The organism is Clostridium simiarum (assembly GCF_018919175.1).
Taxonomy (GTDB): Bacteria; Bacillota; Clostridia; order Clostridiales; family Clostridiaceae; genus Clostridium_L; species Clostridium_L simiarum.
In genome coordinates this window covers 24,551-49,788 of the sequence record NZ_JAHLQL010000009.1, presented here as the reverse complement: position 1 = coordinate 49,788, position 25,238 = coordinate 24,551, and the positions used below count along the sequence as shown (strand labels likewise).

The window sequence follows — 25,238 nt, the reverse complement described above, 5'->3', positions numbered from 1 at the left end:
ATTAATGGTCATAAGATAAACTTACCTAGCGGTAAATATGATTGGAGAGAAGACAAATAGATTAGAACCATTTTTTGATCTTTATGAATTTAAAAGGATTATAACAAAATACTATTTTACAAAAAAATTCAACTTTAAATAAAACGCCTTTTATGATAATTTAAATTAGCATAAAAGGCGTTTTATAATGTTTAATTAATGATTTTGTTTATAATATTGAATACCTAATTGTATAAAGAATTGATCTGCTGGGTCATCACCATATGGAAAGTCTCCGCTCCAAGTACCCCATTCAGGTTTATTTGTTCCAGCTTGTTGTTGAGCGAATCCAGCAGCTCTTTTTAACAGCTCATCACTATATCCGAAAGCTTTGCCTAAGTATCCATAAAGAATATTTCCTGGAGCATCATTTGGAATAATAACTCCATTAAATTTATATTGTGCATCTGTCCAACCTTGATTTTTCAAGTCTAATTTACCTTTATTACGAACAAGATTATAGAATTTATATAATTTTTCTATAGGTGAATTATTAGCCCAACTAGATCTATACATATACTCATATCTTACCATTAAATCTTTAAGCTTTCCTGTAATATCCTCTATATCATTATTATTATTATCAAATTTAGTAAAACCTCCATTATAATCAACATAACCTGATTTGGTATTTCGTCCTTTATTAGTACTATAAACTACATGTATTCTGCCGTTTTTTTTATATAAAGGTGTTGCTTTTTCCCAAGAGTCTAATGAACCTAAATATGAACCATTTTCATCGTATACAGTTTCAGAAGTAGAACCATTAGAATATTGATCTTGATAGTAGTACTGAATACAATTGGTAGCATTATTTACGTAACCTGTTCTTACTCCACTAGCTGTAGGATATTCTACTAGAGCTAACTGCTTTGAGTAGCCTACATCTAATACAGTTATATTATCTCCAATATCAACTTGTCTACCAGATATAGTATTTCCATCTGCATCCCTTACATAGAGCCAATCATTAACTACTGTAGCATTATTATTATAACTAAAACCCATTTTTAAAACCTCTTTCTCTTAATATTTTTTGTGATTAAAAACCAAGCTTTGAAACTACACTAATTAAAAAGAGAAGGATTTAAAATTTGTAAACATAGATAAGTAAAAGTAGTTATATCGTACTGATAACCCTGCTAACTCTTTAATTAGGTCTAATAGCGTTGGTTGGCTTGACTGATTATTCCTTAATTACTTTTCAATATATTTACTATACCGTTAAATGTTTTACCTATATAATTTCCACTTATTACATCATCATAACTATAAGTTGAAGTTGGGTACTCTATTAGAACTGCTTTAGTATTTTTTAGAGTTGTAGCCCAACTTGATAAGAATCCTGAACTATAAATATTATAGTGTCCAAACCCAAACTGATTTCCAAAATATCCTCCAATTTCAGCATTTCCTTGAGTAAAGTTCATCCATCCATGAAAATCTAAAACTATCATTTCACTAGAAGATAAATTTATTTTTTCTAAGTAACTTTTTATAGCTTGAGCCTCTGGAGCACCTAATGAATTTGCTCCAGTATAATTTCTAGAACTATGCTGTGGTGTAAAATTATAAGGAAAACATCTATTCATATCAATCCTAGTAGTTACAGTACATCTTCCTGGTCCATCATTAGTACCATTAACTATAACTCCATCTGGATTCATGCATGGTGCAATATATACAGTCCATCCATGCAATCCATTATTTGCTGATTTATAATCACCAAATTTAGTTATTAATGAATTTGCTATATTGACTAATGCAAGTCCATCATTATTCCAATTATCTTCCCATCCATGTAATGCAAATCCAGCAAACAGAACTTTCTTGCCATAACCTATTTTATAAGCATTTAAAGGTCGACCTTTTCCACTTACTCCATATTGCTCTTTAATTGCTTGTAGATGATAAACATCAGGAATTTGTATATCAGAATCATTACCGATTCCATTGTCACTTTCATAAACAATATAACCTGATTTAGTATTTATTCCCTTATGCGTATTGTAAACTATATGTGTCATTCCATTCTTCTTATATAGTGTGGTTGCAGATTCATAAGGATTTAACAATCCTAGATATGAACCATCTTCATCATACACTGTTTTTTGAGTTGAACCATTAACCCATGAATTAGCATTATAATATTTAATTAGTTTAGAAACATTACTAACATATCCTTGCCTAATCCCAGATAGTGTTGGATATTGAACTAATATTAGCTGTTTAGTATAGTCTACATTTAATACTGTAACCCTATCTCCATTAGCAATTTTTCTTCCATCTATTCTGTTACCATTAGCATCTCTGATGTATAAATCATCTCCAACTACTTGAGCATTATTATTATAAGTAAATCCTCCTGGAACAAAATCACCTGGGTTTATATTTGGATAATATTTTCCCATTTTTAAAACCTCCATTAATCTTTTAGTTTATAATTAAAAATCAAGCTTGAATGTAACTATGCTAATAAAAGATAATGAAGTCTCAAATATGTAAAGCTTAAAAGTAAATATATTTTGTTATTTTACTTATTTATAGATACTATTGTTAGACAAAACAAAAAAGAGAGAAAATAATCTAATTTTTTCTCCCTTTTGTATCTTTAAAATCTATTGAATTTACTATATTAACATCATGTTGTCTAATGATTTCTAGAAAGGACTCTTTTTCTGAAGGTTCATTAAAGGTTCTTAGGGGTATAGTAAATAGAGGAGAAACCCCGTTATATTTTATATAAATAGATACATGATTTTCTGTAATCATAGCTTTTTCTATATTAGTCCAGATGCTTTTAAATAATACAGCATCACTTTCCGCTGATATTCCTTCCTCACTCAATGTTAAGGTTATAGTACTTAAAAAATCTTCGTTTATATTTTTATGTGACCTTTTAGCAAGTATCTTTACTATTTTATTCTCGAATATATTAGGATTAATTATAGTAGATACTATATATGCTAAGTATATTATTAGTATTAATAATGAGAAACAAATCAAAAACTTATTAGATTTATCATAACTAATAGATAATCCTAGTACAATAAAGACCAACATTAAAAATTTAACTAATATCGACATGTATTTATAATTAGGGTGTTTTTCGGAATTATTAGAAGTTTTTTGTGACTTATAGTAATTATTAATACTAAGATCAATAAAGTCTTGTCTAGTATTTTTATAAGATATTTTCATTCATATCACTCCCGAAACATTATTTTCAATGTAAAAGGTTGTACATTATAAACACAAGTTATTAAGTTATTCTTTTGTTTTTACTAATTATGCACAGATTACATCAATTTTATATTGCTTAAAAATCTGTAAAAAGGTATCTTTTTCAGAAGGGTCATTAAAGGCTTTTATTGGTATAATAAAGCATCCAGGTTTATTAAAACAGCTTATATAAATACATATATAATTTTCTCTAACTTTAACATTTTCTACACTAGACCAAGGAACTTTATATTGAGTAGTTTTACTTTCTTTTGATATTCCTTCTTCATTTAATGTTAATGTTAAATCAACGGTAGTAAATCCTTCTAACTCTTTGTATTCACTTCTTATAAGAAGCTTTCTCATTCTTTTTTTGTATCTTTTAGGGTTAGTTAAAAAACATAGTAAACCTATTAGAAATAAACCTATTATTAATATTTCAGTTGGAAGTAAGTCCTTAATTTTATAAACTAAAATAATCATAATTAAAAAAATAATTAAAAATGCTAAGGTATAAACTTTATGAAATACTTTAAAAGCAGATGAGTTCTCTATATTATAGATATTATAATCTGCTAAATCTTCTAGAGTGTTTTTATAATATATTTTCACTACTATTCCCCCTAACATTAAAAGATAAGCCTACTTGTATATAATATCATTTTATGTATATATTGTAAACGAGGTGTGTTAATCTTGAGTTGCAAAGCCCACAAGTTAGTATAGAGGCGTATCTATAAAATTATTTACATATTATTATATTAGCGTTAATATAAGGATAATGAAGTGCCTAATAATAACCCTTTTAATATAATTTCTATAAGACTTAATTAATCAGTAACTTAGTATGCTTCTCCAATAACTTATAATCAAATTATATTATTGTATAGGAATATCATATGTAAAAGTATATTCAATAATTAAACATTTTAGTTATTAATGAGAATTTTGTCATAAGTTTTGGTGAGACTTCTATCAAAATTTTCAATATGAAAATTTAAAGTAATACATATCTTTATATTGAATAATACTAAATGTTTCCTTTGTAATTAGGGGGAATTACAGATAAAAGTAGTTTTACTTCAATGTAAAACCTGTTAGAAATACAATTGGAGGTTCAAAATGAAAAAACATAAACTTATAGTCATTCATTTATTACTAATAATACTAAGTTTTATTTTTATAAATATCACAAAAGAATCATTTTTTAGTATAAAATATTCAACCTGCATACTTATACTAAATATATCCATAATGCTATTATATTTTAAAAAATTTAAAATAAATGTGGTCAGTTTGAATAAGTATTTTATTTTTTTATCTATATTATTTAGTATACTTATTTTTAATATAGACTATTTTTTAACAGCTATGATGCAAACTACTTCTGACATGAGTTTAGCTATGGAGATATTAATAATAATAATTAATATTCTTTTAGCACCATTTGTTTTTATTATTAAAATTATATATACTTTAGGTTTTATAAAATATTTAGGTTTAATAATTCTTTCTTTTTTGTTAGTTTTATATTTAATAAGTAAACAAATAATCAAATAGAAGAAATCCACTTAATTATTTGAATTCTTAATTTAAAATCATGTCCTCAAGATTAATTTGGTGATTAACTTAATATTACTCTATAATATAACATTGTATCCATAATAAGTATTTGATATAATTTAACTAGTTTTATGATAGGTTAAGGAGGAATAATATTATATTAAAAAAAAATAAATCCATTGTTTTATATTTTATAGCAATTATTATATTACTTATAACTCTTATTATAATGTTTGATCCATCAGACATTTTATATAGTCAAAGTTATAGATACAAAGTTAGTAAAGACATTATGATAATATTTTCAATTATATTTGTACTTTTTGGTTTATCTTTGAAACTCCAGAAAAACAGTATTTATGACCTTTTATCAGTGAAGAATATTTTTATATTACTTGCAATAAGTTCTTTGATTTTGCTTATTGATCATGATTATATAAAGTCGCTTTATGATATGGGTACACCTGATGAGTCTATCATTCCTAGTATATTTGTTTATATGGCTTACTTACTTAACTTTCCAATCTCATGGTTTCAAATGGTTCCTATCGTAAATGATAATATAAATCCATGTTTTATATTAATTTCTAGTATATATCCTAGTTTTTTATTATTTCTTGGAATGCAGATAAGAAGATGGTTTTATAAAGAATAGTTTCTTAAATTTAAGAAACTATTCTTCACGTTTAAATTATGCATTACTATGATTATACATAAAATTTATAGGATTAGTTCCTCTTATCAAACTTTTTCCGTCATCTCCTGATGTAGGTGTTGCTGCATTACATGAATAGAACTGAGTAAAGATATCGTAATTAAATGAATTTTGATTTATTAAATTAAGTTCTTGCTTATTAATACTTATGCTTTTAGAATTTGACTGTTTACATCCTAGTCCTAAATTACCTATCTTGCCATGTGAAAAAATGCTTAAAAGTAAATATATTTTGTTATTTTACTTATTTATAGATACTATTGTTAGACAAAACAAAAAAGAGAGAAAATAATCTAATTTTTTCTCCCTTTTGTATCTTTAAAATCTATTGAATTTACTATATTAACATCATGTTGTCTAATGATTTCTAAAAAAGACTCTTTTTCTGAAGGCTCATTAAAGGTTCTTAGGGGTATAATAAGTAAGGGAGAATCACCGTTATATTTTATATAAATAGCTATATGACTTTCTGTAACCATAGCTTTTTCTATATTAACCCATATAGTTTTATATAATATAGCATCATTTTCTACTGATATTCCTTCTTCATTCAATATTAATGTTATATCATTTAAAGATTCTTCTTTTATACTTTTAGTTATTTTTTTACCAATTATTTTTAACATTATATCTTTGAATATATTAGGATTAATTATAATACATAATATATATATTATGTATATTACTAGCATTAATAATGAGAAATAAATTAAAAACTTATTAGATTTATCATAACTAATAGATAATCCTTGCAGGAGTAAGGATAGTATTAAAAATTTTATCAATATTGACAGGCATTTATTCTTAAAAGACTTTTCTGAGTTACCAGAGGATTTTTCAGAGTTATAGTAACTATGAATACTATAATCAATCAAATCTTGTTTAGCGTTTTTATAAGATATTTTCATTGATATCACTCCCAAAACATTCTTTTCAATGTAAAAGGTGGTATACTGTAGCTACAAGTTACTAATTTACTTTTTTTTTATATTAATTACATCTACTTTATAGTGCTTAAAAATCTGTAAAAAAGCATCTTTTTCAGAAGGATCATTAAAGGTTCTTAATGGTACAACAAAGCTTCCAGCTCTATTTAAATATCGTATATAAATACACATATAATTTTCTATAACTTTAACATTTTCCACACTAGACCAAGGAACTTTATGTTGAGTAGTCCTACTTTCTCTTGATACTCCTTCGTCATTTAATGTTAATGTGAACTCAGTGGTAGTAAATCCGTTTAACTCGTTGCGTTCATACTTTATAAGGTGATTTCGCATTCTTTTTTTATGCATTTTAGGATTAGTTAAGAAGCATAGTAAACCTATTAAAAATATACCTATTATTAATATTTCAGTTGGAAGTAAACCTTTAATTTTATAAACCAAAGTAATGATAATTGCAAAAATAATTAAAAATACTAAATTATAAATTTTATTAAACATTTTAAATGCAGACAAGTTTTCTGTAGTATAAACATTACAATCTACTAAGTCTTCTAGAGTGTTTTCATAATATATTTTCACGATTATTCCCCCTAACATTAAAAGACAAGTCTACTTATATATAATATCATTTTATGTAAATATTGCAAATAAATCATTGTTATTATTTAGTTGGCCTTTTATCTAAAAATATTAAATTTTTAGATAATGAAAGATTTGCTATGATTTAGATAAATATAAATAAAAAGAGAGAAAATAATCTAATTTTTTCTCCCTTTTTGGTTTTTAAAATCTATTGAATTTACTATATTAACATCGTGTTGTCTAATGATTTCTAAAAATGATTCTTTTTCTGAAGGCTTATTAAAGGCTCTTAGAGGTATAATAAGTAGAGCAGAATCCCCATTATATTTTGTATAAATAGCTATATGGCTTTCTGTAACCATAGCTTTTTTTATATTAGACCATATAGTTTTATATGATAAGGCATAATTTTCAAATTCTATTCCTTCTTCATTCAATGTTAAGGTTGTATGACTTAAAGATTCTTCTTTTATATTTTTATTTGCTTTTTTAACAAGTATTTTTAACATTATATCTTTGAATATATTAGGATTAATTATAATAGATAATATATATATTATGTATATTATTAATATTAATAATGAGAAATAAATTAAAAACGTATTAGATTTATCATAACTAATAGATAATCCTAGGAGTATTAAGGATAATGTTAAAAATTTTATCAATATTGACACACATTTATTCTTAAAAGACTTTTCTGAGTTACTAGAAGATTTTTCTGAGTTATAAGAACTATGAATAGCAAAGTCAATAAAGTCTTGTCTAGTATTTTTATAAGATATTTTCATTGATATCACTCCCGAAACATTATTTTCAATGTAAAAGGTTGTACATTATAAACACAAGCTATTAAGTTATTCTTTTGTTTTTACTAATTATACACAGATTATATCAATTTTATGTTGTTTAAAAATCTGCAAAAAAGCATCTTTTTCAGAAGGGTCATTAAAAGTTTTTATTGGTACAACAAAGCATCCAAGTTTATTTAAATATTGTATATAAATACATATATAATTTTCTCTAACTTTAACATTTTCTATACTAGACCAAGGAACTTTATATTGAGTAGTCTTACTTTCTATTGATATCCTTTCTTCATTTAATGTTAATGTGAACTCAGTGGTAGGAAATCCGCTTAAATTATCGCGAACATTTTTTATAAGGTGCTTTCGCATTGTTTTTTTAAACATTTTAGGATTAATAAAAAACCATATCATACCTATTAATAATATATATAATACTAATATTTCAGTTGAAAGTAATTTTCTGATATTATAAACAAGGATAATGATAACTAGAAGAATAATACATACTATCAAGGTGTAAATTCTACTAATTATTTTAAAGAAAGATGAGTTTTCTATAGTATAAACATTACAATCTGCTAAATCTTCTAGAGTGTTTTCATAATATATTTTCACTACTATTCCCCCTAACATTAAAAGATAAGCCTACTTGTATATAATATCATTTTATGTATATATTGTAAATGGACATTTCTTAGTAATTTTAGCTGGAAAGCTTACAAATTAATATAATGTATGTAATGATAAAATATATACTACTTAAAAAAGTTTATGTTTATATAAAAAACGAATAAAAGAGAGAAAAACTTAACGAGCTATTTTTTGTATAGATACTATAATACACCATATAAATTGAAATTAGTCTATATAGGATTAATTAATAAGATAATATCTGTTACTTGATTTGAATAATAAAAAACTAATCTCTTGTTCTTTTATTAAAAAAGAGGAAAGTTGTTATAAATATTTATTGCATAAAATATCGGATACAAGTATACATAATATACTTAATATCCGATATTTATTATGGTTTATTTAAAGTTTTTCATACTAATGCTATTTTGAAAATAAGATAAACATTAAATTTTTTGTTAGGATATTTAAGCAAACTGCAGAAAAAATTCTACAATTTTTGTAATAATTTCTTGAGCTATTTCCCTAAAACCTGGAGTGCTTATAGCTATAGCTAATAGTATTACACTAGCAGATACAAATGCTACTTGTCTAACATCTTGTGCATTAATACAGTTCTCATAAACCTCTTGAGGTACAAGATCAGGGTGAAATGAGATAGTTATTTTACAATATAAGTTATTTGATAATACTACTGGTGATTCTATTAATTTAACTTTTAACTCTATAATAATTTGTGATCTTGAATTTATTACAATTGATATGTCACCATTTCCTATTTCAAGAGCCAGCTCATCTAATTTGTTTTTCAATTTTATATATTCATTAATTGGAAAATCACTTGGCACTAAAGACACCTTGTCATTTACAACAGAAAACTTAAATAGTTTTCCATCCCCTGCTCCAATTGTTGATTGAGTTCCAACTGAGGCACGTATTTCTGCATTATTTACATTAATAGGTGGAAGTTCAACTCCAGTATCTATTGTTCCTTTAAATCCTATTGCCCATAATATGGTTCTTATAGAGCTCATTGCGTCTGAATATGATTTACCAATAGGAACGCTACTTGACACAAGTGCACCAGAACTATTAAATGTATAGCTAACACCATCTATTACTTGATTTCCAGTAAGCATATGGCCAGAACTATTTAAATAATATCTGGAATCTCCTAATGCTAACCAACCAGTAGCCATGGCACCACTAGAATGTAAGTAATACCATGAATCATTTATAGATTTCCAACCAGTAGCCATAGCACCATTAGATTCTAAGTAATACCATGAGCCATTTATAGATTTCCAACCAGTAGCCATAGCACCATTAGATTCTAAGTAATACCATGAACCGCTTATAGATTTCCAACCAGTAGCCATAACTCCATTTGATTCTAGATAATACCATGAACCATTTATAGATTTCCAGCCTGTAACCATTGAACCATTCTCATAATAATACCATTTATCTCCACTTTGAACCCAACCATTAGGATTAGGAGAAGTGGTAGAGCCACCAAGTGAGCTTATTAAATTTTTTACTGCATTTATTATCTTTTGAGAATATGCACCATTTATAACATGGTTATGGCTATGTGTATTTTGGGGCAATTCTATTAGAGCTGCTTTTGCACCTATTGATTTAGCCCATGCAATTAAGTATCCGCTATTTTCTCCATATCCGTATCTCTGTCCGAATCCAAATTGATTTCTAAAATACGCACCTATTTCATCATTACCTATGGCTGTATCTTCCCATCCATGCAAGTCTATTACAACCATTTCACCTGAAGTGTTATTTTTAACACTTTGTATGAACTCGCTTAACTTTTTAGATTCAGGAACGCTAAGAGGATTAGCATTAGTCCAGTATCTCTTACTACCATTACCATATGGAATAAACCCTATAGGGAAATCTCTATTTATATCTACCGCACCTACCATAGTACATCTACCTGGACCATTATTAGTATATCCTTCAGCTAAGCCATCTGGATTTGCTGCTGGTATTACATATACTGACCATCCATTTGTTCCACTACGTGCAAGGGATTCAACTAAGTCATTTCCTATATTAACTAATTCTAAACCATCTTTACTCCAATTATCTTCAAAACCATGAACTTCACATACCATTACTAGTGAATTTTTTCCACTTCCTATTTTATAAGCAGTAAGATCTCTACCTTTTCCGCTTTTTCCGTATTGTATTGAAGTTACACCCGAGGTTGATGGTTTAGGTATATTAATTATTTTTATAGGACTACCTTCATATTTAACATAACCTGATTTAGTATTTTCTCCTTTATCTGTATTGTAAACTACATGCGTCATTCCGTCTTTCTTATATAGTGGAGTTGCAGATTCATAAGCATTTAATGATCCTAGATATGAGCCATTTTCATCATACACTGTTTCTTGAGTTGAACCATTAACCCATGAATTAGCATTATAATATTTAATTAGTTTAGGAACATTAGTAACATATCCTTGCCTAACCCCAGCTGATGTTGGATATTGAACTAATGCTAGTTGTTGACTGTAACTCACATCTAATACTGTTATACTATCGCCGTCATCAACTTGTCTATATTCTATTATTTTCTTGCTTCCATCTCTTAAATATAAGAAATCACCTTGAACTTTAGCATTATTAGGGTAAGTGAACCCTCCAGGTACTATCTCACCTGCCACTACATCTGGATAATATTTTCCCATTTTTAAAACCTCCATTAATCTTTTAGTTTATAATTAAAAATCAAGCTTGAATGTAACTACACTAATAAAAGATACTGAAGTCTTAAATATGTAAAGCTTAAAATTAAATATATTTTTTATTCTATTTATCCATAGTTACTGGTGTTAGATAAAAAAGAAAAATGGAGAAAAGAATCTAGCCTCTCTCCATTTTTATTTTTTTAATAATTACTTAAATATTAGAACTTATTAAATTTACCATTGTAAGTTACATAACCTGATTTGCTATTTTTTCCTTTACTTGTATTGTATACAATGTTCAATTTGCCACTCTTACGGTATAGAGGAGTTGCCTTTTCAAAAGGATCTAACGAACCAATTCTATTACTATTTTCATCATATACAACTTCAGGTGTTGAACCATTTGAATACTCATCTTGATAGCAATATCGAATACAATTAGTTGCATTAGTTACATAACCTGTTCTAATACCATGGGGTGTAGGATATTCAACAAAAGCAAGTTGTTTTTCATAGTTTATATTCAGAACTGTTATAATATCTCCAATATCTACTCTTTGCTCTGGTATTATATTACCCATAACATCCCTTACATAAAGAAAGTCTCCTACGACTTTGGCGTTGTTAGGATAAGAAAAATGAGAAAGTTGTTTTTGAGTTAAGTTATTTGTTGGAGTGGTTATTGCTCTAACTATAGCCTCGGAAATATCATTAGCATTATACCTTTCCATATCTTGTTTAGAGTCTACAAATGAACATTCTATAAGTATACAAGGCATAGATGTATATTTAGGAACGTATAGGTTTCCTACTTTTACACCTCTATTTGAATAACCTAGATTAGAAATTTCATTGCAAATTTTGGTTGCAAGTTCTTTTTCTAAGTCCTTATTGCCGCTAATAAAACATTCTACACCTGTTCCACCACCAGCATTAAAGTGAATACATAGGTGAAGTTTAGATCTACTATCATTTGCTACTTTAACTCTAAAGTGTAGGGAATCGCTTACACTGTTAAAATTCATATTCCATGGAGTACAGTCTTTGGTTAAATACCCCTTTGAGTTAAGTTTATCCTGTATTAAATTCCAAACCTCTTTAGTAAGATTATCTTCTAACTTATAGCCGTTAGCCCCAATATCAGGTGAACAGTTATGACCAGCGTCACCGCTAATTAATGTGCCTTTATCTAGGTACATAAAGAAACCTCCAGTCTATTTAAATATTTTTTCTTTAATAGATTCTACATCCTTTTTAATTGTAGGTAATAATCCTGTTAACTCTTGAATTATGGCTTGATAATTATTTTCTCTTTTACTATTTTCCTTTAAAACATAAAATAATAAGTAACAAAATAAAATAGCAAAGACACCTTGTGTAGCAACTAGTTTTAATATTTGGTCTTCCATAGAATCTCTCCATTCTTAAATAAAATATATTTAGTAGAATTCAAGTTTAATTTTTAATTATATATAATAAATTGGTATATAAGCAATTTGTAAATATATAAATTTAAAATCTAGATATAAGATTTTAACTTATTTAGTGCCCTATTTTTAGTTTGATTAACAGCTTGTCTAGAAATATTATGAAGTTCTGCTATTTCCACATCACTCATATTATGTAGATATTTCAAGACTATTATATTTTTCTCCACCCTAGTTAAATCTTTTAGCAGGTCATATAACTCTATAATATTTTCATCATCATCATTAAAATACATTAAATTAGAATCAAATTCAGCTTCATAAGTATATTTCTTAGTTAGTTTTTTTGAGAGTGATACATATCTATTAATAATAGACTTTTTTATATAACTAATTATGTACTTATCTTCTTTAAAATTCTTTTTATGTATGGGGATTTTTTGCAAAGTCTTAATAAGAGTAAGAGTTAATTCCTGTTTTGCATCATCATATTCAAGTAATCTTGAATATTTGTTAAGTAAGGGCTCAAACATATTTAGAACAAATAGTATGTCTTCTTTATTTCCACACTGGCAATTTTTTATTTTTTCATATAAATTAACCATAACTTTAAAATACCACCTTTTTTACCTTTTTATATTTAAAAAGATAAAAGGTTGAATAATGTAAAGTTTAATAAAAAAATAGGTTTATAAAAATTATTACATTAGCATTGTGGTACGATATTTTAGGCAAGGACTAAGAGCTGATTACTCAGGAGTTTGATTACGAGAAATATTTATATTTGGATTAGTCTTAGAAGAGCTTACGACAAAATAATTTATTATAATATCATAGAAGATTATCATAATATCTTACTTTACAATAAATAAAGATGAATTTTAAGGATAAAATAGTTACATAAATAAGTGTTTGTTTATACATATATATAAATAGGTATTTAATATTAGGTAAAAAAGAAACATTAAAATATGTTAAAGAGCAATTAATAGATACAGCTTAGGTGATTCTAACTATGACAGCTATGTTATACCTGTTATGGATATCTTTATAGATAAAATACCATGATTTAGCAGCTTCTTTGTTAACGCCATATATTAACATAGTTGATTTAAAAATTAACTATAGCACAATTTGCTGAAAAATAAGGGAGGATTATTAATGTATAAAAAAAGTTTAGTGTTTGCATCTATCTTAATAGCATTATTTTCACTTCTGTTTTATGGCTGTAAAGATATTTCATCAAATACAATAGTAAAAGAGTTGGAATCTCCAAATAAAGAAATTAAGGCAATCGCATTTATAAAGGAAGGCGGTGCAACTGTAGATTTCAGTCCTCAAGTCTCAATCTTAAAAAATAATAAGAAATTTAGAAATGAAAGTGGCAATGTATTTGTTGGCAATCATTCTAAATATGTTGATATTCATTGGGAAAATAATAATACTTTAATAGTAATCTATGATTGTGAAGATAAAGATATATTAAAAAAGATTGATGAGATAGATGGAATTAAAGTTAAATATGAAAAATCCGATAAAGACCACTCTAAGTAAAACAGCAAAAGGGAGAAAAGAATCTAGTCTTTTCTCCCTTTGGGATTTTTGAGATATATTGAATTTAATATATTAATATTATTTTGTGGAATAATTTATTATAGACAAAGATTAAGAGGAAGACTCAAAAGCTCAAATATAAAACCTCTAAGCTCTTTCACCAATTTTCTCACCCATGATTACTTTGCTTTCATATCCTAAGGAGGTTTGATAGAGTATATCTTCATCTATTTTTATAGAGTCCTGTTTAAAGAATAATATGGTAGTGGAGCCTCCAAATTTAAAGTATCCTTTTTCATCACCTTTTTTAACAGGTGAATTGGGGGTGTAGGTTTGAATTATAGATCCTACACAGGTTGCACCTACTTCCATTAATATAACATCACCAAAATTTTCTGAGTGGAATAAGCTCCATTCTCTCTTATTTTGGCAATAAAGTTTAGGGATCTTTTCTAAAGCTATAGGATTTACAGAGTAATAGTTTCCGTTAATCTTATTTGAACTCTCGCAGATACCAGAATCTATAAAGTGATAGCGATGATAGTCTGTAGGGCATAGCCTTAATACTAAGCATACACCACCATTATATTTAGAGGCTAGTTCTTTGTGGCCTATAAGCTCATGGAGACTATAGGTTAGCCCTTTTACCTGCATAAGGTTATCCATATCTATGTTTTCATAAGCAAACAATCTACCGTCTCCTGGAGATACTAATATATCCTTATTCATATCAATGGGGCGAGCTTCATTTTTTAAGGCTCTTATGAAAAAATCATTAAAATTTGTAAATTCATCTACCCTTTTTTTACATAAAGACATATCAATATCAAAGTCTTTTATAAATTTATCTATCTTTTTCTTGCTTAGCTTGCTATCACAATATTGACCATATATCTTTGAAAATAGCTTCTTTTTTATAAATATATCTAATAGGCTTAGACCTACAGGAGAGGAGTAATTCCACTTAAGGTATTTGTCTCCTGCTACTTTCTCTATTTCATATTGTTTTGAATTACGATTATAATATTTTATCATTTCTTATCTCCAACTTATATTTTTTAAAATTTGTCTGGTTATTATAATATTTAAATGAGTATAATATATTATACAATAAATTATACCGTTTAATCTATGTAATGCAACACAGATTGATAAAATTACAGAAAATTAAGTAAAATTAGAGTTAAAGATATTGTTTGTTATTACTAAATCAAGTATCATTATAATATCTTGTGATATATAAACTGGAGTGATAAGTATGAATAAAACAAAAAGAGTAATATTTGAAGCCTCAATAAAGATTTTTTCTAAAAAGGGATATGAAGGTGCAACTATGGATGACATAGCGGCAACAGCGGGAGTTGCAAAGGGAACTCTTTATTACCACTTTAAAAGTAAAGAAGAGATATTTAATTACATCATAAAAGAGGGTATGCACATTATAAAAGAAGATATGGTTGAGGAAACCGAAAAAGAAGATAATGCTATATTAAAATTAAGAACTCTTTGTAGGATTCAGCTTGAATCTGTATATAAATACAGGGATTTTTTTAAGGTTGTCATGAGCCAGATATGGGGTCAAGAAATAAGGCAACTAGAACTTAGAGAGGCGTTGAGTGATTACATATCTACAATAGAGATATATTTAAAAGAAGCTAGTGAAAAAGGGGTTTTAAAAAAGGGAGATTCATCTTTTATGGCTCATTTGTTTCTAGGGATTTTAATGTCGGCATCTATGTATGAATTGCTAAATGCAGATGATCCTGATATTGATGAGATTTCAGACAGTTTAATGAATTATATATTACGTGGTATTGAGGCATAATCAAGTTTTAAAAAGAGATTATTACGTAACAGATATTTATAAATTTTCATGAATAAAAAACCATGCATATAAAGGATTTATTTTCCTTGTTTATGCATGGTTTTTAACTGTATACAGGATTTTTATGCATTTTGCAGTAGCCCCTTTTTCTATTACATCATTCCAGATCTTAAAATAGATATTAGTAGCCATAGTCCTGATATACCTGCAAATATAAACCCTATAACACCTATTATGGAAACTCCGTAGACCTTAGGTCCTATATTAGAGTTTAAAACCAGAGAAGAGCCAACTATGGCAGCAGATACTACAAGTCCAAAAATCATTCTATTGACCATCCTATTTAGTTCACTTAAAGGTTTATCTACGTTTTTAAACTCCATTTTGATTTTTGTTCTACCATTTAATAGACTATCTGATACCTCTACAAGCTTCGATGGCACTTCATAACTATTTTTTAAGAATATATGGGCTTTTAGAAGAATTTCATCTAAATTTATATCCTTGTTTAAATTATGAGATTTTACATAAGGTATAGCTATGTCTAATATTTTTATTTCAGGAGATATTTGAGTCATTACTCCTTCTAATATTACAAAAGTTCTTATAACTAGAGTTAATTCTTTGGGTAACTGTATATTATTACGTTTTGCTACATCAAATACTTCTTGCAGCATATAAGAAATATTTATATTCTGAAAGGAAGTATTTAAATAATTGTCAAGAAGGTAGTCCATATCTTCGTATAGTTGATTTCTATCAACAAAACCTTTTTTAATACCTATGGACATAAATACAGATATAAGTTTATTTATATCATGATATGCCACGGCTACAATAGCATCATTTAATGCATCTCTTAAGGATTTATCTAGATTTCCTACTATACCAAAGTCTATAAAACAAATCTTGCCATCTTTAACTAAAAGATTTCCAGGGTGAGGATCTGCATGAAAGAATCCGTCATTAAAGATGTTTTTAAGAAAGCTTAAGGCTAACTTTTTTGATATGTCTGGTAAATCGTAGCCTTCTTCTATTAACTTTTCTTTATCATCAATTTTACATCCTTGAATCTTTTCTAAAGTAAGAACCTTCTTGCTACTATATTCTTTTACCACAAAGGGCGCATATACACAGTTAACAGATTCATTATACTCTCTAAATTTTTCTATGTTTTCTGCTTCTATAGTAAAGTCTAATTCTAGCCTTGCAGAAGTTAAAAGTTCATCTAAAGCCTCTTTAGGATCTATTAAGGTATCTTTAAATCGAGCCTTTGTAAGGTTTAATATTCTGTGTAGAATTGAAATATCTGTTTCTATCTTGTCTGATATTTCTGGTCTTTGTATTTTTACGATAACCTCTCTACCATCTTTTAATGTGGCTTCATATACTTGTGCCATAGAAGCAGAGGCAAGGGGTTCTCTTTTAAAATCTAAAAATATATCTTGAATGTTTTTACCAAAGTCATGTTTTACAACTTTATTTATATCCTTATAACTCTCAGGAAGCACGTTATCCTGAAGATGTATTAATTCTTTTATGTATTCTGGTGGAAGTATGTCTGGTCTAGTACTTAATATTTGCCCTATTTTTATAAAGGTAGGTCCAAGTTCTTCAAAAGCCATTCTTAAGTTTTCTGGATAATTATCTTGTTTTTTTATTTTATTATCAACTATAAAACCAAAGCCGTAATAAGCTAAAACTTTTACTATTTCTTTGAACCGTTTAGTTGAATTTCTAGCCATTTTAAACCTCTCTTTACTTAAAGTTAATATGGAGTAATCCTTAAAATAGGATAAATCTAAAAGCCCTAATAAATAGGGCTTACTCATTCCTCTTTTCTAAAGATGTTATTTTAGCTTCAAGTTTTAATAGTTTTTCTTTAACATCATTTAAATCTTCCTGGTGTGCTAAGTTTAGTTCTTGAATTATCTCTAGTACTTCCTGTTTATTTAACGGTTTTACAGTATCAACTTTTTCAGATAACTTTTCTCCAGAAGCTTGCATGTTTCTCTTTAATTCTTGAGAAAGCTCCTTTCCTTCATCCATACTTAGCTTACCTTTTTGCACCATTTCTTCAACTAGTTTTGAGGCCTTCTCGTAAGTATAAGCTACAGAGCCTACTCCTGCAAGAAAAACCTTTTTTAGTTCATCCATCATAACGAGACCTCCAACTTTATAAAATTTTTTAAATAGCACCTTAGGTAAATTATACTATAATGATATTATGTATTAAAGGTTATATTAATTTTTTAACAAATTAATATAACCATTTACCTTTCTAATTAATAATTATTCCCTTATAATAAGATAATTATTTTAAAGTATATATATTATATGATAGAATATATTTACGATAATTGTATATTTATTGTCATTCCAATATGTTTTTAAGTATATTTTTACAGTATAAAGGGAATAGTTATATTCAAATCTTAATTGAGAAGGGGTTTTTAGTATGGCTGGAAGTATTATAAAAATACGGGGAATAATGAATCAGCTAAGTACTGCGGAAAGAAAGGTTGCAAGGTTTATACTGGATTATCCTTCGGAGGTTTCTAATTTATCCATAGGAGAAATGGCTAAAAAGTGTGGAGCTAGTGAGGCCACCATAGTAAGATTCTGCAGAATAGTGGGTTATGATGGATTTAAAGATTTTAAAATTGATATTACTCGTGATATGGCTTATATGGAGCTTAATAATAGAGAAGATAAGTATGGGGATATAGAGACAAGTCATGATATAAGTGACATTATAATGAGAACTAGTAATAACAATAAAAAGGCAATTGAAAATACAATTGATATAATATCCTGCGATAATATAGAAAAAGCAGTAGATGTTTTAGAAAAAGCTAATAGAATTGAATTTTTTGGAGTGGGAGCATCTCATATCATAGCTTTAGATGCTTTTCAGAAGTTTGCTAGGATAAATAAAATTGCTAATGCTCATTCAGATACCCATCTCCAGTTAACTTCAGCAGTTAACCTTACTAAGGATGATGTGGCTGTTGCTATATCTTATTCTGGAGAAACTAGAGAGATTTATGATGCTATATCTGTAGCAAAGCAAGCAAGAGCAACAACTATTAGTATAACTAAATATGGTTCAAACTCCATAAGTGATATTTGTGACATTAACTTATATGTAGCTGCACCAGAGGTAAGTATAAGAAGTGGTGCTACTTCTTCTAGAATAGCTCAACTCAATATAATTGATATACTTTTTGCTGGGGTAGCTAGTAGAAGGTTTGAAGAGGTTCAAAAATATTTAGAGAGAACAAGAGAAGTTACAAGAATTAAAAAGCTTAAGTAATTTAGGTAAAACATAATATCAAGTGATTGAAATCTTCAGATAGACTTTGCTAAAAAGGGGCATAGATCCCTAGCAGAAGCAACAAAGATAAATTCAGTTAAAAAATATTAATAATATTATAAATTATATAAAAAGTAGCACTTTGTAAAAAAGTGCTACTTTTTATGGAATCTTTAAGAAATATTAAATAACTTCAGCATTTACTGCCTCTCTTAGTTGATCTTCAGAAGGTGCCTTTTGTTTATTTTTTAAAAACTCTTCTGCTATTTGAGGGAATAATATATAAGATAAAACGTCCTCATCTCTTGATGTTAAATCCTTTAATTCTTCTTTTGTTTTTTCAAACTCAGGTTTTAGTGTATTAGCAAATCTTTCTGTTATAGGTATTTCATCGCCTAAAGCTTTTTTCATAAGATTTTCATCAATTTTTCCAGGGGCCTTACCATATTCGCCTCTACAGTAGGCTTTTACTTCTTTTAATATGCTTTTATATCTTTCACCAGTTAAGATATTAAAGGTAGCTTGAGTTCCTACCATTTGGCTCATAGGAGTAACAAGTGGAGGATAGCCAAGATCTTCCCTAACCTTTGGAACTTCATTTAATACTTCATCTAACTTATTTATAGAGTTTTGCGCCTTTAATTGGGATATCATATTAGATAACATCCCTCCAGGTATTTGATAGGTAAGTGCTTCAGGTTGAGGAGTAAGAACCTTTGGATCTAAAGTTCCAGATTTAATAAAATCTTCTCTTAGTGGTTTAAAGAAGTCGTTTACTTTTTTCAGCCCAACACTATTAAGTCCAGTATCAAAACCACAGCTTTGCAGTGCAAAATGTAAGCTTTCAGTAGGTGGTTGAGATGTACCACTAGAAAATGCTGAAATGGAACAATCTATTCCGTCTACACCAGCTTCGGCAGCTTTTAGATAAGACATTTCAGCAAGACCATTAGTTGAGTGTGAATGTAGGTAAACAGGAAGTTTTACAGTTTCCTTTATGCTTTTAATTATTTCATAAGCTGTTTGCGGCATTATAAGACCTGCCATATCCTTAAGGCATATAGAGTCAGCTCCCATTTCTTCTAATTGTTTTGCAAGCTTTGTATAGTTTTCTATGTCGTGAATAGGACTAACTGTATATACGATAGTTCCTTGAGCATGAGCTCCTTGTTTTTTAGTTTCGTCCATAGCAACTTCTATGTTTCTAAAATCATTAAGAGCATCAAATATTCTAATTATGTCCATGCCGTGATAAACAGACATTTTTACAAAATTTCTTACCACATCATCAGGATAATGCTTATATCCTAAGATGTTTTGCCCTCTTAAAAGCATTTGAAGAGGAGTTTTTTTGGCTATCATTTTTATCTTTCTGAGTCTTTCCCATGGGTCTTCATTTAAATATCTAAGACAAGAGTCAAAAGTAGCTCCACCCCAACATTCTAATGAATGATATCCTGCATTATCTAATTCAGATAATATTGGAGCAAATTGGTCAAAGGACATTCTTGTAGCTATAAGGGATTGGTTAGCATCCCTAAGAACAGTCTCTGTTATATTGATCTTTTTCAAAGGAATCACCTCTCAAAAATATTATAATAAATTTTAAATTTGCAATTTTAAAATCACATATGTATATATTTTAACATAAATTAAAGTAAAAATCTGCAATAAATAATTTATTTTTCAGAAAAAATTATATAATCAATCTAAAGAAACTATTAAAGAAACTATATATAGAAATAAAAAGAGATAACTTGTCACATATTTGCGTAACAAGTTATCTCTTAGCGGTATATAGCTATTTAATAAGGGAATTATTTATCTATGTTTTAGTGTGTTTTACATAAACTAATGATAACATGGAAATAATAATTATCTGTAAAAATACTATTAAGATTGTATAAATTTTATCTCATAAAATAAAAATATCTTCATATATAATATTACTTCTTTCTTATAATTGACATAGTTAGGTTTTTATAATAGAATATTAGGGTAATATAAAGTTTATATGCTCCCATAGTTTAATGGATAGAACAATCCCCTCCTAAGGGATAGATACAGGTTCGATTCCTGTTGGGAGTGCCAAAAGAGATTTAGATAAAACTAAATCTCTTTTTTCTGTATAAATATATATATCAAGTAATTCAGAGCTTTAGATGGAGTTTCATTATAAAAGGGTGGTAGCCATGTTATTCATTGGATAAAATTTTGAAAACATATAAATAATATAAGGAGTTCTTGAAATTTTGTAACATAGAGTATCATTATAAGAAATATTAAGCTAGGGCTAGAAATACTACAAAATAATAATATAAATTCTAATTTTAAGTCAATTAAAACGAAAAGACTTGAAATAATATTGATTTTGTGTTAATACATTGTTATTAGATGTGATATAATAAAGTAGATTTATCTAATTTTACGATATTTCAGAAAAATATTTGGAAGGCTTAAACAAAGTCTTTCCATAAAAAATTAATCATTATAGGAGAGTGGTACTTTTGGACCCTAGCACGTGGCAATTGGTTTTATTGGTCGTCCTTTTATTAATGTCAGCATTTTTTTCAGCTTCAGAAACAGCTCTTATGAGCTTTAGTAAGATAAGAATAAAGCATCTTGTTGAAGAAGGTGTAAAAGGAGCGGACAAGATAGAAAAACTTATAGGAAGCCCGAACAAGCTTTTAGGAAGTATTTTAGTAGGAAATAATATTGCAAATATAGCAGCCTCTGCTTTAGCTACCTCCATAGCTTTAGATGTTTTTGGAGCTAGAGGAGTTGGTATAGCAACCATAATTATGACAGTATTGGTGCTTATATTTGGAGAAATTACTCCTAAATCTTTAGCGGCACAAAATTCGGAAAAGGTTTCCTTTAAGGTTTATAAACCTATAGGTATGGTTGTAACAATTTTTAAACCTGTAGTAGCTGTATTTACCTTTTTATCTTCAGGTTTTATAAAGCTATTAGGTGGAAATCCTGAAAAGACTCAACCTTTTATAACTCAAGAGGAGCTTAAGACTCTGGTAGATGTTGGAGAGGAAGAGGGAGTTCTTGAAGTAGAAGAAAAAGAGATGATATATAATGTTTTTGAATTTGGTGATCTTCAAGTAAAGGATGTAATGATTCAAAGAGTGGACATAGTAGCTATTACTACTGAATCTACTTACGAAGAAATACTTGAGGTTATAAAGAGAGAACAATTCTCTAGAATACCTGTATACAATGAGACTATAGATAATATTGTGGGTATTTTATATGTAAAGGACTTGCTTCTTAGAGAAAAAGAAGAAGAGTTTAAAGTGGAAGAGTATATGAGGGAAGCTAACTACACCTATGAGTTTAGAAGGATAACAGATCTTTTTAGTGACATGAAAAAAGATAGAAACCATATGTATATAGTGCTTGATGAATATGGTGGGACAGTAGGTATTGTTACCATCGAAGACTTAGTAGAAGAAATCGTTGGAGATATTGAAGATGAGTATGATGACGAAGATGATAGAGAAATTGATGTAATTAAAGAAGATGAATATATAGTTTCTGGAAGTGCTAAGTTAGATGATATAAATGACCTTATAGGTACTTCTATAGAGTCAGAAGAATTTGATTCAGTAGGTGGATTTATAATAGGTCAATTAGGCAGATTTCCTGATATGGGAGATAATGTACAGTATGAAAATATTAAGTTTGTTATTGAAGATATAGATAAAAATAGAATAAAGAAGGTTCGTATATTTACTTAATATTAAACCCCTGTGTTAACCACAGGGATTATTTTATTTAAGGATAAAATTATAGCAATTAAAAGGAGGTATGTAGATGAATTTTATGGATATAGCACTTGAAGAGGCTAAAAGGGCTTTATATTTAAAGGAAGTTCCTATAGGTGCTGTGGTGGTTAAGGATGGAAATATAATAGGAAAAGGTCACAACTTAAGGGAAACTCTTAAAAATCCATTGGCTCATGCTGAGATTATTGCTATAAAAGAGGCCTCTGAAACTTTAGGAAATTGGAGATTAAATGGTTGTAGCATATATGTAACCTTAGAACCGTGTATAATGTGTGCTGGAGCTATTGTTCAGTCAAGAATATCTAAGCTTTATATAGGTACCTTTGATCCTAATTTGGGAGGATGTGGCTCTGTGGTGGATTTGGTAAATAATAAATATATTAATTCTAACACAGAGGTGCACTGGCTTTATGATTCTAAGTGCAGTGAAATATTAAAAGATTTTTTTATAGATATAAGAAAAGAATCTAAATCACATTAAGGATTTCTGTAAAAAAGTATGGTGAAATTATTACTATTTGCCTCTGAAATGGTTTGTGGATTTAAGATTTAAACTAAATAATATTAGAATTAGTGTTTATTGATTTATAATTTTAAATTTAGTATAATTTTTAATTAATACATGGAGAGATGTCCGAGTTGGTTTAAGGTGCTTGTCTCGAAAACAAGTGTACTAAATTATAGTACCAGGGGTTCGAATCCCCTTCTCTCCGCCATAAAAAGAGTTCTTGGTTTCAGATGAAATTTTAACCTCCTTTGAACCTTAGTTAACTGATAAAGTTTAATTTGAAGGATTATATCAAAATTTATAAGTTTTGATATAATCCTTTGTATTTTACAAAAGAGTGAATAAAACATAAATTAAGCTTATATTTACAGATTATAATTTATTAATTGCCCATTATATGTTAAAATATTTTATATATTGAGAAAATTATAAAAATGGGGGATTAATATGAATAGAGAAGCCATAGACAGATTTATAAACTCTAAATTTATTGTTGCTTTAATATGCAAGGATGGGTATTGTCCTGCTTTAAATTTAAATGAAAATAATTTAGACTTAATGCTAATGCTTATGCATTACAAATTATCTAAAAATGAAATAAAGAAGTATTTAAATTTAAGTGAGGAAGAATTTATTTATAGAATAAACTTTCTTGAAGAAGATGGATTGATATCTAAAGCTTGGGATGGGTCTTATGTACCTAGTTGCATGGCTATATCTTTAGAAGAGGCAGAAGAATTATATGAAAAGTCTAAGGATTTTGTAGATGAAACTGTAGAACTATTTATAGACAACATGGAGGAGATAAAAGAAAAGACTTTAAATATGAGGTGTTATAAAGATTTTAGATTTGAAGATTTGTCCTTGTTCATACTGAGCGATGTACTTATGAATTCTTTCCAGATAGAAAACATAGAGAAGTATTTTATAAAAAGACATCCTCCTATAAGAAATGAAAAGAGATATTATCTTGCACTTTTAGAACAAAGAATGGGGGAGGAGAGGGAAGCTTTTGGATTGTATGGTAATATGGGGGTAAGTTTTGAGGATTTTGATATTTGTATGTATGGAAGTAGGGACAGTACAGAAAATATATTGACTCTTAATGATGAGCAGTTAAAAGAATACTTTGGATTTGAAGATATTAACAATATATATGATATAAAAGAAGAACTTTTAAGAGATTTATTAAAGTTATATAGTGATAAGGATTATTCAATAAAAGAATCAATTAAGTCTGGATTTAATAGACTTAATTTAATGATAGGAGATAAATTAAATGTACCTGTTATGAGCAGGGAGGAGTATGATAATCTATTTGATATTGCTAGCATTACTCTTAAACCTTATATAGAAATATTTCAAAATAATAAAGAGGTTTTAATGGAATATTACAGGAAAAGTTCTTATTATGGTGAAATTAGCTTTGAGGAATATTTTATATATTGGTATCATTTTTATTACTCATTAACTACAGATAGACTGATTGAAAAGGGACTCATTAAAAATGAAAAGAATCAATTGTTTACCTACATTATAATGTGATAGATAAAATGAGATGCTGTGTTAATAAAAAGGTTG

The 25,238-nt window shown here is 27.8% G+C and carries 22 protein-coding genes, 2 tRNA genes and 1 pseudogene; 8 read left to right on the top strand and 17 right to left on the bottom strand.

Features of this window, described 5'->3' with window-relative positions:
- Nucleotides 1-195: 195 nt before the first annotated feature.
- The 13 genes and pseudogenes from KQI89_RS17840 to KQI89_RS16630 all read right to left on the bottom strand — a co-directional run bounded on the left by KQI89_RS17840 (nt 196) and on the right by KQI89_RS16630 (nt 13,262).
- Nucleotides 196-1,047, bottom strand: a complete 852-nt coding sequence (locus tag KQI89_RS17840) for a polymorphic toxin type 44 domain-containing protein (protein ID WP_246583163.1) — start codon at nt 1,045-1,047, stop codon at nt 196-198.
- Between the two features lie 185 nt (nt 1,048-1,232).
- Nucleotides 1,233-2,450, bottom strand: coding sequence for a M14 family zinc carboxypeptidase (locus KQI89_RS16690; RefSeq protein ID WP_216458051.1), 1,218 nt, complete (start codon nt 2,448-2,450; stop codon nt 1,233-1,235).
- Nucleotides 2,451-2,625: 175 nt separating this feature from the next.
- Nucleotides 2,626-3,240, bottom strand: coding sequence for a hypothetical protein (locus tag KQI89_RS16685; RefSeq protein WP_216458050.1), 615 nt, complete (start codon nt 3,238-3,240; stop codon nt 2,626-2,628).
- Nucleotides 3,241-3,327: 87 nt separating this feature from the next.
- Nucleotides 3,328-3,873: a YcxB family protein gene (locus KQI89_RS18095; RefSeq protein WP_216458049.1), complete on the bottom strand. Its 546-nt coding sequence runs from the start codon at nt 3,871-3,873 to the stop codon at nt 3,328-3,330.
- A 1,642-nt stretch (nt 3,874-5,515) separates the two neighbouring features.
- On the bottom strand, nt 5,516-5,752 hold the full coding sequence (locus KQI89_RS18220; protein ID WP_425514095.1) for a hypothetical protein: 237 nt from the start codon (nt 5,750-5,752) through the stop codon (nt 5,516-5,518).
- A gap of 80 nt (nt 5,753-5,832) precedes the next feature.
- Nucleotides 5,833-6,447 (bottom strand): hypothetical protein, encoded by a 615-nt coding sequence (locus KQI89_RS16670; RefSeq protein ID WP_216458048.1) that lies wholly within the window; start codon nt 6,445-6,447, stop codon nt 5,833-5,835.
- A 66-nt stretch (nt 6,448-6,513) separates the two neighbouring features.
- Nucleotides 6,514-7,068, bottom strand: a complete 555-nt coding sequence (locus KQI89_RS18090; RefSeq protein ID WP_216458047.1) for a YcxB family protein — start codon at nt 7,066-7,068, stop codon at nt 6,514-6,516.
- Between the two features lie 179 nt (nt 7,069-7,247).
- Entirely contained in the window at nt 7,248-7,862 is a 615-nt protein-coding gene (locus KQI89_RS16660) for a YcxB family protein (RefSeq protein WP_216458046.1), read from the bottom strand.
- Between the two features lie 87 nt (nt 7,863-7,949).
- Nucleotides 7,950-8,495 carry a YcxB family protein gene (locus KQI89_RS18085; protein WP_216458045.1) on the bottom strand — a complete coding sequence of 182 codons (546 nt, stop codon included), beginning with the start codon at nt 8,493-8,495 and terminating at the stop codon, nt 7,950-7,952.
- Between the two features lie 485 nt (nt 8,496-8,980).
- Nucleotides 8,981-11,209, bottom strand: a pseudogene (locus tag KQI89_RS18215) (M14 family zinc carboxypeptidase); the annotation flags it as partial.
- Nucleotides 11,210-11,448: 239 nt separating this feature from the next.
- Nucleotides 11,449-12,429 (bottom strand): N-acetylmuramoyl-L-alanine amidase, encoded by a 981-nt coding sequence (locus KQI89_RS16640; protein ID WP_216458044.1) that lies wholly within the window; start codon nt 12,427-12,429, stop codon nt 11,449-11,451.
- 15 nt (nt 12,430-12,444) lie between these two features.
- Nucleotides 12,445-12,639, bottom strand: a complete 195-nt coding sequence (locus KQI89_RS16635; RefSeq protein WP_216458043.1) for a BhlA/UviB family holin-like peptide — start codon at nt 12,637-12,639, stop codon at nt 12,445-12,447.
- Nucleotides 12,640-12,749: 110 nt separating this feature from the next.
- Complete coding sequence (locus KQI89_RS16630) at nt 12,750-13,262, bottom strand: sigma-70 family RNA polymerase sigma factor (protein WP_216458042.1); 513 nt, start codon at nt 13,260-13,262, stop codon at nt 12,750-12,752.
- Nucleotides 13,263-13,818: 556 nt separating this feature from the next.
- Here KQI89_RS16630 and KQI89_RS16625 point away from each other — a divergent pair.
- Entirely contained in the window at nt 13,819-14,211 is a 393-nt protein-coding gene (locus KQI89_RS16625; protein ID WP_032123246.1) for a DUF5412 family protein, read from the top strand.
- A 147-nt stretch (nt 14,212-14,358) separates the two neighbouring features.
- On the opposite strand, the gene KQI89_RS16620 is transcribed toward KQI89_RS16625, so the two are convergent.
- A complete protein-coding gene (locus tag KQI89_RS16620) occupies nt 14,359-15,246 on the bottom strand; it encodes a phosphatidylserine decarboxylase (protein ID WP_216458041.1) in 888 nt (295 codons plus the stop codon).
- Nucleotides 15,247-15,469: 223 nt separating this feature from the next.
- On the opposite strand from KQI89_RS16620, the gene KQI89_RS16615 reads away from it, so the two are divergent.
- Nucleotides 15,470-16,036, top strand: coding sequence for a TetR/AcrR family transcriptional regulator (locus KQI89_RS16615; protein ID WP_216458040.1), 567 nt, complete (start codon nt 15,470-15,472; stop codon nt 16,034-16,036).
- A gap of 152 nt (nt 16,037-16,188) precedes the next feature.
- Here KQI89_RS16615 and KQI89_RS16610 read toward each other — a convergent pair whose 3' ends face one another.
- Nucleotides 16,189-17,781, bottom strand: a complete 1,593-nt coding sequence (locus KQI89_RS16610) for an ABC1 kinase family protein (protein ID WP_216458039.1) — start codon at nt 17,779-17,781, stop codon at nt 16,189-16,191.
- Nucleotides 17,782-17,860: 79 nt separating this feature from the next.
- The gene (locus KQI89_RS16605) at nt 17,861-18,196 is read right to left on the bottom strand and encodes a phasin family protein (RefSeq protein WP_032123243.1); all 336 of its coding nucleotides are present in this window, start codon (nt 18,194-18,196) and stop codon (nt 17,861-17,863) included.
- A 298-nt stretch (nt 18,197-18,494) separates the two neighbouring features.
- Between KQI89_RS16605 and KQI89_RS16600 the strand changes: the two genes are divergently transcribed.
- Nucleotides 18,495-19,352 carry a MurR/RpiR family transcriptional regulator gene (locus tag KQI89_RS16600; RefSeq protein WP_216458038.1) on the top strand — a complete coding sequence of 286 codons (858 nt, stop codon included), beginning with the start codon at nt 18,495-18,497 and terminating at the stop codon, nt 19,350-19,352.
- A 183-nt stretch (nt 19,353-19,535) separates the two neighbouring features.
- On the opposite strand, the gene KQI89_RS16595 is transcribed toward KQI89_RS16600, so the two are convergent.
- Nucleotides 19,536-20,924, bottom strand: a complete 1,389-nt coding sequence (locus tag KQI89_RS16595; protein ID WP_216458037.1) for a pyruvate carboxylase subunit B — start codon at nt 20,922-20,924, stop codon at nt 19,536-19,538.
- A 444-nt stretch (nt 20,925-21,368) separates the two neighbouring features.
- On the opposite strand from KQI89_RS16595, the gene KQI89_RS16590 reads away from it, so the two are divergent.
- The 5 genes from KQI89_RS16590 to KQI89_RS16570 all read left to right on the top strand — a co-directional run bounded on the left by KQI89_RS16590 (nt 21,369) and on the right by KQI89_RS16570 (nt 25,202).
- Nucleotides 21,369-21,443: transfer RNA gene (locus tag KQI89_RS16590), tRNA-Arg, on the top strand.
- A gap of 416 nt (nt 21,444-21,859) precedes the next feature.
- Entirely contained in the window at nt 21,860-23,101 is a 1,242-nt protein-coding gene (locus tag KQI89_RS16585) for an HlyC/CorC family transporter (RefSeq protein ID WP_216458036.1), read from the top strand.
- Nucleotides 23,102-23,177: 76 nt separating this feature from the next.
- On the top strand, nt 23,178-23,630 hold the full coding sequence (locus tag KQI89_RS16580; RefSeq protein ID WP_216458035.1) for a nucleoside deaminase: 453 nt from the start codon (nt 23,178-23,180) through the stop codon (nt 23,628-23,630).
- Nucleotides 23,631-23,773: 143 nt separating this feature from the next.
- Nucleotides 23,774-23,865, top strand: a tRNA-Ser gene (locus KQI89_RS16575).
- 239 nt (nt 23,866-24,104) lie between these two features.
- Nucleotides 24,105-25,202 (top strand): hypothetical protein, encoded by a 1,098-nt coding sequence (locus tag KQI89_RS16570; protein WP_216458034.1) that lies wholly within the window; start codon nt 24,105-24,107, stop codon nt 25,200-25,202.
- The last annotated feature ends 36 nt before the right edge of the window (nt 25,203-25,238 follow it).

What these genes read in the sequence shown, in the direction of transcription:
- KQI89_RS17840 (WP_246583163.1), bottom strand. Translation starts at nt 1,047, where the DNA reads ATGGGTTTTAGTTATAATAATAATGCTACAGTAGTTAATGATTGGCTC.
- KQI89_RS16690 (WP_216458051.1), bottom strand. Translation starts at nt 2,450, where the DNA reads ATGGGAAAATATTATCCAAATATAAACCCAGGTGATTTTGTTCCAGGA.
- KQI89_RS16685 (WP_216458050.1), bottom strand. Translation starts at nt 3,240, where the DNA reads ATGAAAATATCTTATAAAAATACTAGACAAGACTTTATTGATCTTAGT.
- KQI89_RS16670 (WP_216458048.1), bottom strand. Translation starts at nt 6,447, where the DNA reads ATGAAAATATCTTATAAAAACGCTAAACAAGATTTGATTGATTATAGT.
- KQI89_RS16660 (WP_216458046.1), bottom strand. Translation starts at nt 7,862, where the DNA reads ATGAAAATATCTTATAAAAATACTAGACAAGACTTTATTGACTTTGCT.
- KQI89_RS16640 (WP_216458044.1), bottom strand. Translation starts at nt 12,429, where the DNA reads ATGTACCTAGATAAAGGCACATTAATTAGCGGTGACGCTGGTCATAAC.
- KQI89_RS16635 (WP_216458043.1), bottom strand. Translation starts at nt 12,639, where the DNA reads ATGGAAGACCAAATATTAAAACTAGTTGCTACACAAGGTGTCTTTGCT.
- KQI89_RS16630 (WP_216458042.1), bottom strand. Translation starts at nt 13,262, where the DNA reads ATGGTTAATTTATATGAAAAAATAAAAAATTGCCAGTGTGGAAATAAA.
- KQI89_RS16625 (WP_032123246.1), top strand. Translation starts at nt 13,819, where the DNA reads ATGTATAAAAAAAGTTTAGTGTTTGCATCTATCTTAATAGCATTATTT.
- KQI89_RS16620 (WP_216458041.1), bottom strand. Translation starts at nt 15,246, where the DNA reads ATGATAAAATATTATAATCGTAATTCAAAACAATATGAAATAGAGAAA.
- KQI89_RS16615 (WP_216458040.1), top strand. Translation starts at nt 15,470, where the DNA reads ATGAATAAAACAAAAAGAGTAATATTTGAAGCCTCAATAAAGATTTTT.
- KQI89_RS16610 (WP_216458039.1), bottom strand. Translation starts at nt 17,781, where the DNA reads ATGGCTAGAAATTCAACTAAACGGTTCAAAGAAATAGTAAAAGTTTTA.
- KQI89_RS16605 (WP_032123243.1), bottom strand. Translation starts at nt 18,196, where the DNA reads ATGATGGATGAACTAAAAAAGGTTTTTCTTGCAGGAGTAGGCTCTGTA.
- KQI89_RS16600 (WP_216458038.1), top strand. Translation starts at nt 18,495, where the DNA reads ATGGCTGGAAGTATTATAAAAATACGGGGAATAATGAATCAGCTAAGT.
- KQI89_RS16580 (WP_216458035.1), top strand. Translation starts at nt 23,178, where the DNA reads ATGAATTTTATGGATATAGCACTTGAAGAGGCTAAAAGGGCTTTATAT.
- KQI89_RS16570 (WP_216458034.1), top strand. Translation starts at nt 24,105, where the DNA reads ATGAATAGAGAAGCCATAGACAGATTTATAAACTCTAAATTTATTGTT.